Source organism: Oceanobacillus sp. MO10714A, from assembly GCF_037072045.1.
In the GTDB taxonomy this organism is placed as follows: domain Bacteria; phylum Bacillota; class Bacilli; order Bacillales; family Amphibacillaceae; genus Oceanobacillus; species Oceanobacillus indicireducens.
Genome location: NZ_JAXHDC010000009.1, coordinates 17,512 through 29,921 on the forward strand (window position 1 = coordinate 17,512; position 12,410 = coordinate 29,921).

Annotated in this window: 5 protein-coding genes; 4 read left to right on the forward strand and 1 reads right to left on the reverse strand. The window is 38.1% G+C overall.

Annotated features, from left to right (window positions below; all coding sequences use genetic code 11):
• Positions 1 to 16: 16 nt before the first annotated feature.
• A complete protein-coding gene (locus tag SPD53_RS07910; protein ID WP_336252184.1) occupies positions 17 to 2,137 on the reverse strand; it encodes an alpha-amylase family glycosyl hydrolase in 2,121 nt (706 codons plus the stop codon).
• A gap of 369 nt (positions 2,138 to 2,506) precedes the next feature.
• Between SPD53_RS07910 and SPD53_RS07915 the strand changes: the two genes are divergently transcribed.
• From SPD53_RS07915 to SPD53_RS07930, 4 genes are all read left to right on the forward strand, one after another.
• On the forward strand, positions 2,507 to 3,793 hold the full coding sequence (locus SPD53_RS07915) for a sugar ABC transporter substrate-binding protein (protein WP_336252185.1): 1,287 nt from the start codon (positions 2,507 to 2,509) through the stop codon (positions 3,791 to 3,793).
• 173 nt (positions 3,794 to 3,966) lie between these two features.
• On the forward strand, positions 3,967 to 5,214 hold the full coding sequence (locus SPD53_RS07920) for a carbohydrate ABC transporter permease (protein WP_336252222.1): 1,248 nt from the start codon (positions 3,967 to 3,969) through the stop codon (positions 5,212 to 5,214).
• Positions 5,214 to 6,053 (forward strand): sugar ABC transporter permease, encoded by an 840-nt coding sequence (locus SPD53_RS07925; protein ID WP_336252186.1) that lies wholly within the window; start codon positions 5,214 to 5,216, stop codon positions 6,051 to 6,053. The genes SPD53_RS07920 and SPD53_RS07925 overlap by 1 nt, the downstream gene beginning before the upstream one ends.
• A gap of 189 nt (positions 6,054 to 6,242) precedes the next feature.
• Complete coding sequence (locus SPD53_RS07930; protein WP_336252187.1) at positions 6,243 to 12,161, forward strand: pullulanase; 5,919 nt, start codon at positions 6,243 to 6,245, stop codon at positions 12,159 to 12,161.
• The last annotated feature ends 249 nt before the right edge of the window (positions 12,162 to 12,410 follow it).

The following is a 12,410-nucleotide window of genomic DNA, read 5'->3' on the forward strand; positions in this document are numbered from 1 at the left end:
AGGTTGTCAATAAAATTTATTGTTGCCAGTCTACAATTACTGTATCAGTCCCATCTTGAGGAGTTGTAACAGAATGGTTAATACCGGACTCCCACTCCACGTTTCCTACAGCGTCTTTTTTAATGAATTTAAACTCTATGCTTTCATTGGCAGGAACACTTATATCATAATACCAACTAGGATACTCATATATAACTTGATTAAACATTGGTCCTATTGCTTCATCAGGATTCCAATTTCCTAGTTCGCTTACATTCCCAACAATATAAACGTTCGAACCAAGAGTAGTAAATGCGTTATTTACCACAAAACGCATCGTTATTTGTTTACCAGTTAGTAATTCGAAATCATTATATGAATTACTACTATTATTATTTGCTGTGTAAACGGTTATATCATGTTTACCAGGATTGATGTTTGGAAGAAGAATTTTTATCTCTGTGTCAGACCAAGATTGAATCTCTACAGTAGATGAACCTAATTGAACTGTTCCCTCTTCAGTACCAAATCCCTCCCCATTTATCGTAACCGTATTTCCAGCTTTACCTACCATCGGACCGACATGTCCTATAAGTGGTGTAGTAGAAGATTCAGTGTACTGCCAAACGGATACGGCTCTTGGGCTGAGATTAAACGAGTCTACTGAACCATTTGAACTTACAGTTATATTATTACCGTCTAATAGAGTGTTCAGTTCATCATTATACCCTCCCTCTGGTAAAGAGGTATTCAAATTGGTAATATTATAACTTTCATGTCCACGATTTACAGCGGTAACAACAACATTATTTCCAAACTTTCTTTCATAAATATAAACATCAGAGTTTATCCAACGTTCATTGGTATCTCCGTATCCAAGTGCAGGATTGGATTGTCTCAGCGATGTAAGTTGACTAGTAATTTGATAGGCATTTGTTGATGTATCAAAATTAGTCAGCGGTTTTCTGTTATCAGGATCGCTATCTCCAGTTAAATACTGTTCAGTTCCATAATATATAGTCGGAACACCTCGAGAGGTAAGTAATACAGCAAGGGCGATATCTGTATGTCTATTCGAGGATGCTTCTTCAGAAAACCTGCTCATGTCATGATTGTCTATAAAAGTTACTTGATCGATAACTTCATTATAATCTACAGCAGAGCTGTCAATCATTTCATGGAAATCGTACCAGTCAGAACTCCCGTCTTTCAATACATCACGAATTGATTGTCCGAATTGAAAATCCAGAAGACTCATGCCGCTCTCATTTGCAAAATGATGATTTTGTGGATCAATCTCACCCGATCCTAAAAACCACTCACCAAATGTAAAAACGGGTTCATAAGCATATATCTCACTCATTAAAGAAGTTTGCCAACCCTCTGGCATATGTTTAACAGCATCCACTCTGATTCCATCTATGCCTTTATCTAACCATAGCTTAATAGAATCTTTTAAATATTGATCCATTGTATCATTATGCAAGTTATAATCTGCCAAATCGTATAAGTTTCTATAGATGCTGTCTTCATAGGAGGAAAAGTCTGTCCCGCCATTATGATGAAATATATTTAATGGATCATTTGAATAGCTTCCCAATAATGTTCCGTTATCGTATATGGCGCCATTTTCTGCATAAGAAGGATCAGTCTCTAAAGCAGGGGAAGAATGATTAGGCGTGAAATCTACAATGACTTTTATATTATTTGCATGTGCCGTTTCGATTAAACGGTCAAAATCATTGAAATCTCCATAATAAGGATTCGTTTTCTTATAATCTCTAGCCCAATACCCATGATAAGATGTATACCCACTGGGATGAAGTGCATAAACGTTTTCAACAGGTTGTGAGATCCAAAGTGCAGTTATTCCTAATCCAGTTAGGTAACCATCGTCTATTTTATCGATAATCCCTTGCCAGTCTCCTCCACAATATTTGTGAAGATTACTGCAGTCTGAGCTATAAATATTGCCAGATGGATTATTTGTTGAATCTCCGTCGTAAAATCTATCAGTTACTATTTGATAGATAACATCTCTAGAATAATCAACCTTGTTTGAAACATCAGACTGCGCAGCCGTTGAAAAAGAAAAAGTGAAAAATAAAAATAAACTTAATGCAATCGATTTCATTAAAAGTCTTCTTTTATTCACCATATCACTCCTTAATAGTATGAGATTTTTTAACTACACTCTCCTTCCTAGCAATATAATTAACCCCGGCTTTTAATTGAATAAAAGCCGGGGTTGTCTGTGATAACAAATCATTGCCCTCAAATTTTATATTTAAGTATTTTCATGGATGTTACTCAATTAATATCATAAATAAAGGGACTTATCAATGGGTATTTAGTATTGCTTTTATCATTTTTGAAAAGTTTATGAAAACGCTTGCCAAATTAAATAGCTCGTTATAGAATGATATCAAAGCTAGAGCAAACGTTTGCGCAAAACTATTGTACTAATCTGATTTAGGCATATGTTTCGTTGCTAGCTAAATTAATTTAAAAGGGGAGAGGAATTGAGATGAAGAAAAGATACTTGTTATTATCGTTCGTTATGTTTTTGTCCCTATTTGTTTTTTTGGCAGCCTGTGCACCAGACCGGGAGGAAGAAGTGAACAGTGGAAGTGAAGGTGAAGATAATGGAGAACAGGCGGAAAAACCAGAGGAGTTAACAGTCTGGGCAAATGATCAAGAAGAACAACTAGAAGCTGTTCGGAAAATAGCTGCCGATTATGAAGAGCAAGAAGGAATTAAAGTTAATGTGGAAGCGAAAAGTATGCTGGATCAATTACAAGAATTGTCATTAGCTGGCCCAGAAGGAAATGGCCCAGATTTATTCTATCAACCGCATGACCAAATAGGGAATATTGTGGCTCAAGGTCTTGCAGACCCGATTAATCTGACAGATGATGAACTAAGTCCCTATGCTGATGCTGCAGTGGAAGCTGTAACGTACAACTTTGATGGTGAAACTGATATATACGGAATCCCGGCAGTATTTGAAACATATGGGTTATTTTACAATACTGATATTGTGCCAGAAGCTCCTGAAACGATAGAAGACTTGAAGACGATCTTAGAAGAGAATACGAATGCAGCTGAGGACAAATATGGATTCTTAATGAAACCGGATGATTTATACTTTGCTTATCCGTTCTTCAAAAATTATGGTGGTTATATTTTTGGTGGAGATATAGGGGAGTATGATACTTCCGATATTGGTTTAAATAATAAGGGCGCTATAGAAGGTGGAGAGCTATTCCAATCATTCTTTGGGAAAGGATTGATTCCTTCATCAACAACAATTGATGTAATTGATGGATTATTCTCAGAAGGAAAAGTAGGCGCAGTTATTAACGGACCGTGGAGTATACCAGGTTATAAAGAGGCAATTGGTGATAGTCTTGGATTTGCTCCATTTCCTGCAATTAATGGTGAACCAAGTTCCACTTTAGTTGGAGTAAAGGCTTGGATGGTATCTTATTACTCTGAAAATAAAGATTGGGCTAAAGATTTAGCTTTGTTTATGACAAATGAGGAGAATTTGGCATATTACTTTGATGTGGCAGGAGAGCTCCCTCCAAATACGGCAGCATTAGAAAGTATTGATGACCCAATTTATGCTGCGTTTGCAGAACAAATTGAATATGGCGTACCAATGCCAAGTACACCTCAAATGTCTCAAGTTTGGGAACCGATGAACAATGCTTTACAATTCCTTGCTGAGGGTGAAGAAGCGAAAGCAGTTCTTGACGAAGCAGCTGAGCAAATTCAAACAAATATAAATGCAAGTGGTGGAGGTCAATAAAAGCAAAATAATAATGGGAAGGTTATTCTTCCCATTATTACTTTTAATGTTTAATAGAAAAAAGGAGGCAAACCGTTTTGTCTACTCCAGCAAAGAAAAATCCAGATGAAAATATAGAACAAAAGAAAGTAAGGAAGAATGACAAATGGAAGAAACATAGTCCGAAAGTGGCAATGATATTATCGATTGTTTTTGCAGGGTTCGGTCAATTATACAATAGGCGATATCTAAAAGGAACAATCTTTATTATCATGGAATTAGCTTTCCTTGTTGCATTTTTAGAATCTATTAACTATGGTTTATGGGGTCTACGTACATTAGGAACTATTCCCGGTACGGACCATTCTATCAGATTGTTAGTTTTAGGTGTATTGTCATTGATTGTAACCGTTATTGTGATCACTCTTTATGTATTTAATGTTATCGATGCAAAAAAACAAGCAGAAAAATTACGAGATGGTTGGAAGCCATTAAAGTTGAGAGCATCATTTAAAGAATTTTATGACCATGCATTTCCTTATATAATGACGTTTCCCGGTTTACTACTTATGATTTTTGTTGTTATCTTCCCTTTATTATTTTCTGTGCTTTTGGCTTTTACGAATTATGATTTATATAATTCACCACCTCGTAATTTAGTTGATTGGGTAGGATTTGATAATTTTAAAAACTTGGTCACAGTTCCAATCTGGCAAGATACATTTATAAGTGTGTTTTCGTGGACTATTGTATGGACAGTTGTTGCGACTACATTACAAATTGCACTTGGTTTCTTTTTGGCTGTTCTTGTAAATGATCCACGAGTTAAATTTAAAAAATTGATTCGTACCATTTTAATTCTACCTTGGGCAGTACCAGCGTTTGTAACTATACTAGTGTTCTCAGCGATGTTTAATGATGATTTTGGAGCTATAAACAGGGATATTATTATTCCGTTATTAGGTGGAAATGGCGTATCTTGGTTGAGCGATCCTTTATATACTAGAATAGCCATTGTCATGATTCAAACGTGGCTTGGATTTCCGTTTATTTTTGCTTTAATTACTGGGATATTACAGAGTATTTCCAAAGATTGGTACGAAGCAGCTGACATGGATGGTGCCTCGCGTTTTCAAAAGTTTAGAAACATAACATTTCCCCACGTGATGTTTGCTACTGCACCATTATTAATTATGCAATATGCTTCAAACTTTAATAATTTCAATGTCATTTATTTATTTAATGAAGGTGGCCCACCTATTCGAGGGCAAAATGCTGGTGGAACGGATATATTAATTTCCTGGGTATATAAGCTAACTTTTGATACAAATAATTACTCTATGGCTGCAGTAATCTCAATTATAATGGGGTTAATTGTTTCAGGATTTGCATTTTATCAATTCAGAAAGACAAGATCATTTAAAGAAGAGGGTGAAATCTAATGAATAGAAAGCAAAAGTCCAGAATGGAGTTAGCCTTCATTTATATAATAATTGCAGTTGTAGCAATTATTATATTTTATCCTTTAGTATGGACAGTTGGTATGTCTTTCAACCAAAGTACTAGTCTATATTCATCCAGTTTAATACCAGAAAATTTCTCATTAGATCATTATAAATGGCTATTTAGTCCAGACAGTGATTATTTACTGTGGTATAAAAATTCATTAATTGTTTCTATTGCAAATGCAATAGGAAGTGTAGTTCTAACTTCATTAGTTGCTTATGCATTTTCTCGATATAAATTTGTTGGAAGGAAAAATGGTTTATATATCTTCTTACTCTTGCAAATGTTTCCAGTTATGATGGCGATGGTTGCTTTGTATATCTTTTTGAATATGCTAGGTTTATTAGACACCCTGTCTGGTTTGATTTTAATATATCTTGGTGGTCAAATTCCGTTTAATGCATGGCTTGTTAAAGGATACTTTGATACAATACCTCGCGAATTAGATGAGGCAGCAAGAATAGACGGAGCAGGACATCTAAGGGTGTTTTGGAGTGTAATGCTACCACTTGCAAAACCCATTCTTGCAGTAGTAGCTTTATTCAACTTTATGACTCCTTTATTTGATTTTTTGCTACCCTCAATTGTACTTTCAAGTGAGGAAAATTATACATTAGCGGTTGGTCTATACAACTTTATTAATGATCAATTTTCAAATAACTTTACTAGGTTTGCCGCAGGATCTGTCTTAGTGGCAGTACCTATTGCAGCAGTATATTTATTCTTGCAGCGATATCTGATATCAGGACTGGCAGCAGGGGGAACTAAAGGTTAAACCTCTTAAAAAATTTACTGAAAACGTTTGCGTGATTTTGAGATAGAATATATAATCAATAGAGAAATTGGGCAAACGTTTTCACAAATAATATTTGGAAAAGGAGAGATTTAATGACGAAAAGGTGAAGGTTCATTTATTTTACAGGAACATTTAGGCAAACGTCACGCAATTAGGAGAGGAGAAACAATGAAGATGAAGCACCACCAAAGAAGTATATCTATTTTTCTAACAGCTCTTATGTTTTTAAGTCTATTCTTTGGTATCCAACCAGTTTCAGCTGCAAGCTCAGAAAATCCTCATCAGAGTCCAGTGGTTGATGAGGAAGGGCTGAATGAAATTACGGATGATTCCAATTTGCCGACAGTTAAATTTGTTTATGAAAGGGAAAATCAAGATTACGAGGATTGGAATATTTGGGTATGGAACACAGGTGCCAAAGATGATCAGATTGATTTCGACGAAGTAGGAGAGGTTGCGACAGCGCATATTGAAGTTGGTTCAGCAACGAGCAGTATAGGCTTTAAATTAAGAAAAGGCGCGGATTGGGATGAGGTTGATGTAGACGAAGACCGCACGATTAACATCAGTCCGACAGAAGACATGACAAAAGTGTTTGTGAAAGAAGGGGAAGTTGAATTCCGAACCGTTCCATTTATGCACCCCCCCAAAGTTGATGCGGGAAACGTGGAATTTTTCTATCGTGATGCTGATTTGTATCGCGGAGACGCAATGGATACGATTGAATCGGTTCAAGTGAAGCTGGATGGACAAGTTTACGATATGAATTTTGAAGCTGAAAACGAACGCTTTACTGGCACGGTGGAAGACTTGCCGGAAGGGGAATATGAGTATACGTATCTTGTTACGATTGATGGAGAGACGACAGAAATCGCTGATCCATACCATACCAATGGAGAAGGTAAATCAATCATTAATATTTCTTCAGAAGATTTAACAATTACGACGGAAGTGGCACCTCAAGAGATCGATTATAATCAACATGCAGTGTTGACATTACATATGGAGGATGACCTAGGACAAGAAGTTGACAAGGAATCGATTCGTGAGATGTATGTAGATTTAACTTCAGTTGGTGGGGCTGGTAAAACTGCTATTGACCCTGATTTAAAAGAAATAACAATCTCAGTTGCTGATCGTATTGGGGCTGGTACAAAGGTTTTGCCTGTTACAGTTATTGATGTATATGGCGGCACACATGAGGCAGAAGCTCAAGTAGATATCAAACCGCGGGCTGTCAACGGAGAAGAGGACTTCGACTGGGATGAGGCAAGAATCTACTTTATGCTGACAGACCGATTTGCTGATGGAAATGAAGAAAATAATAACAACATCGGCTATGATCCGACAAGTCCGGGTTCTTACCAAGGTGGGGATTTTAAAGGGGTTACTGAAAACCTCGATTATCTGGATGACCTTGGAATCAATACGATTTGGATTACACCGATTGTTGAAAATGTGTATCATGATGCTGCCTATAATGATGCCAATGCCGGTGGTATACCATACTATGGTTATCATGGATACTGGGCAAAAGATTTTGAGAAACTAAATCCGCATCTTGGAACGTTAGAAGAGTTCCATGAATTGATTGATGCTGCAAGTGATCGCGGTATAAAAATTATGGTGGACGTTGTATTAAACCATACTGGTTATGGTCTGAAAATGGATGATGGAAATTTGCAAGATCAACCGGAAGGCTATCCGACAGATGAAGATCGTATGAAATTTCGGGATATGCTTCGTCAAGATGGCGGAAATCCAGGTGATGAAATAACTGGTGAACTTTCCGGACTTCCGGATTTTATTACAGAGAATCGGGAAGTACGTGAGCAAATCGTCGACTGGCAAGTAGGCTGGTTGGAAAAAGCGAAAACGGAAAATGGGAATACGATTGATTACTTCCGGGTGGATACTGTTAAACATGTGGAAGATACAACATTGATGCATTTTAAAAATGAATTGACGAAAGTAATGCCAGAATTCAAAATGATTGGTGAAGCATTTGGGGCAACAATAACAAATGACTATGCGGATCGTTACTTAAATACAGGAACGATGGATTCGCTTTTGGATTTTGAGTTCAAAAACATTGCAAGAGACTTAGTAAATGGAAATATATGTGCAGTTGATGGGAAAATCCAAGCTAGGAATGACTTATTGGATAATAAGGCAACAATGGGCCAATTCTTAGGCAGTCATGATGAGGATGGATTTTTACATTATATTGGTGCTGAGGATACGAGTAAGTTAAAGGTTGCCTCTACACTACAAATTACTTCAAAAGGTCAGCCAGTCATTTATTATGGTGAAGAGTTAGGGCTTTCTGGAAAGGCAAACTGGCCTGAATATGACAACCGATATGTATTCCCTTGGGAGCAAGTGAAAGATAACGATGTTCATGAGCATTATAAGAAGCTATTAAATATTCGCGATGATTATTCGAAGACCTTCTCTAAAGGAACCTATGAATTATTAGCTGGAGACGATGAGTCCGGGTATATGATTTTTGAGCGCAGTTATGAGGGAGAGTCAGTCATTGTTGGAATTAATACGACAGATGATGCGATAGATGTGAACATTCCAACTCCGTATGTTAAAAATGCGACTGCGGAAGATGTCTATAATGAAAAGTCTGTTGCAATTGGCGATGATCGCAGTGTTACGGTGACATTGCCGGCGCGAACGGATGGTGGTACGCTCATTTTAGTATCAGACAGTGATGATGCTGAAGGTGAAAACACGTTGCCGGAAATTCCTGAAGACACATTGCGTGTCCACTATCAACGTAACGACAATAATTATGCCGATTTCGGATTATGGCTGTGGGAGGATGTAAAATCCCCATCAGAAAACTGGCCGACAGGAGCTACATCATTTGTGGAGAATCAAATGACAGAGTATGGAGCATACCTTGACATACCGCTGCAAAGTGATGCGCAAAAGATAGGATTTTTAATATTGGATACCGCAACAGGAGATAAAGAGGGTGACGACAAATTTGTCGAGTTATTCTCACCAGAAATTAATGAAGTATGGATTAAACAAGGTTCGGATGAGGTGTTTCTAGTAGAACCAATTGATTTACCAGACGATACGATACGTGTCCATTATGAACGTGCCGATCAAACCTATGATGGCTGGTCATTATGGTCCTGGGGCGATGTCGCAGCACCTTCTGATAATTGGCCGAATGGGGCGGAAGACGCGAACGGTATTGGGAAATACGGTGCATATTATGACCTTGTGTTAGCGGAAAATGCCGACGAGATCGAATTCCTTTTTGTCAATAAAGATACAGAAGAACAAACAGGCGAATATAGATTTAATATGCTTGATCACAATCAAATTTTCATAAAGGATGGGGATGACCAAATATATACAAATCCTTATGGGTCCATTCCTGTTATGCTTCTGTCAGGAGATTTACTGTCGGATGAGAAAATGCAGCTCCGATTTACAAAAACAGAGGATTTAACAGAAAATGATCTTCTAGAAGGCATTACGGTAGTGGATAAAGCTGGTAATGACGTTGTTATTGAACGCGTAAAAATAATGGATGATGCGATTGTAGAATTGTACAGTACATTTGATTTGGAGCAGGCGCCATTTTCGGTTACCTATGGAGAGAAAACAATTTCTGTCTCCGGTGGCTGGAAAATGATTGATGAAATGTATGCTTATGATGGTGAACTCGGTGCACGGCTGCATGATGATGGATCTGCGACATTAAAATTATGGTCACCGAAAGCCGAGAATGTTTCTGTTGTGCTTTATGATAAAAATGATCAGTTCAATGTTGTTCATGAGGAAATTCCGATGACTTTAGGAGATCAGGATGTTTGGGAAGTAACGCTCGATGATGAAAATACTGGCTTAAACAGTTTAAAAGGGTATTATTATCATTACAAGATTACCCATGATGGAGAAGAAAAATTAGCACTTGATCCATATGCAAAATCGATGGCCACATGGGCAAACCCTGAAGCCGGCGGAGAATATCCGATTGGAAAAGCTGCAATTGTTGATCCGTCTTCCATCGGTCCAGACCTGGATTATGCTGCGATTGATGGATTTGAAAAACGTGAAGATGCAATTATTTATGAAGTGCATGTGCGTGATTTTACATCAGATCCTAACATTTCCGATGAATTGGATTCACAATTTGGTACATTCCGTGCATTTGCTGAGAAATTGGATTATATAGAGGACTTGGGTGTTACACATATTCAACTATTACCGGTCATGAGCTTTTTCTTTGGTGATGAGTGGGCGAGTGATGAGCGCCTTATGGAGTGGTCATCATCGGATAATAATTATAACTGGGGATATGACCCGCACAGCTATTTCTCATTATCCGGCATGTATTCGGAAAATCCAGATGACCCAGAGTTACGAATTGCCGAGTTCAAACGTCTCATCGATGAAATTCATAGCCGTGGTATGGGAGTAGTCCTCGATGTAGTATACAACCATACAGCGCGTACAGAGATTTTTGAAGACTTGGTACCGAATTACTACCACTTTATGAATGCAGATGGCTCACCAAGAGAGAGCTTTGGTGGCGGTCGCCTTGGTACGACTCATAAAATGTCCCGGAGAGTGTTGGTGGATTCGATTACGTATTGGGTGGAAGAGTTTAAGGTTGATGGATTCCGCTTTGATATGATGGGCGATCATGATGCGGAAACCATTCAAACTGCTTATGATGCTGCAAAGGAACTCAACCCAAATATCATCATGGTTGGTGAGGGCTGGAGAACTTATGTTGGAGATGAAGGCGAACCGGTCATGCCGGCAGATCAGGATTGGATGCAGTATACAGACAGTGTCGCTTCATTCTCTGATGAATTCCGCAATGAGCTAAAATCTGGTTTCGGCAGTGAAGGGGAGCCGCGTTTCTTAACAGGTGGAGCTAGAAATATTCAGCAAATCTTTGATAACCTAACAGCCAACCCCCATAATTTTGTGGCTGATGATCCGGGTGATGTGCTAACATACATTGCGGCACATGATAACCTGACATTACATGATGTGATCGCTCAATCGATTAAAAAAGACCCTGAATACCATGAAGAAGAGATTCATAAGCGGATTCGACTTGGAAATGCAATGGTATTGACCGCACAAGGTACGGCGTTCATTCATGCGGGTCAAGAATTTGGCAGGACAAAACAGTTTAGAGCAGAAACGACGGAAGCACCATATAAATCAACCTATATGACGGATGAAGATGGCAATCCATTTGTATATCCATATTTCATCCATGATTCCTATGATTCTTCTGATGCAATCAACAAGATTGATTGGGAAAAAGCAACAAATGAAGAACGCTATCCAATTCAGAATTTAACAAGGGAGTACACGACAGGGTTAATTGAATTACGTCGTTCAACCGATGCATTTCATTTAGGAACAAAGGATGAAGTGGATCGTAACGTGACACTGTTAGATATCCGAGAAATTGCAACAGATGATTTAGTAATTGCTTACCATGCGGTTTCATCGGATCAGAACGAGGAGTATTATGTATTCCTTAACGCAGATAGCAAGGAGCGTGCATTGTCATTAGGTGATGTTGATCTAAGCGATGGTGTCGTTATCGTTGATAATGATGAGGCTGGTGTGAGTGAAGTCGCTGATCCGAGTGGGTTTGAGCTTACTGAAGATCAATTGAAGATCGATGCTTTGACGACAGTTGTTGTGAAGCTGGAGGATAAAGCACCTGTAGACCCGGAGGAGCCACCGGTAGATCCTGAGGACCCGAGTGACCCGGGAGATAAGGACCCACCGGTAGATCCCAAGGACCCAAATGATCCAGGAAATGATAAGTCACCACCAGACCCGAAAGAACCTGGTGATGACGAAGGTAATGAAAAACCAGGGGCTGGTAAAGAAAAAGATAAAGGTCGAGATAAAGGGAAGTTTAACAACGGAAAAGATAATCAATTAACAGAAGGTAAAAAAGAAGGTGGAAAATTACCTAAAACAGCAACAACTAACTATAATTGGATGCTTGCTGGTCTCGTTTTACTGCTTGCAGGATTAATCACATATATCGTGCAGAGAAAACGTAGATTAAGGTAATAAAATAATAGCTGCTATATCTTAATTGGTATAGCAGCATTTTTATTTTTTAGTAAACGATAAAAATTCTTAGTGAAATCGTTTGCGCAAATCACAAGTTTAGTATATTATAGTAATAGAGGTTGTGCAAACGATTTCGCAAGCTAGTAAAACTACCATTTCGAAAGGAGATATCATACTTAAAACAAAGTCATTTTTTTTAGGCAATTTAAGAAAGCGTTTTAGTAGTTGTTCGGGGGTAAAAGATTG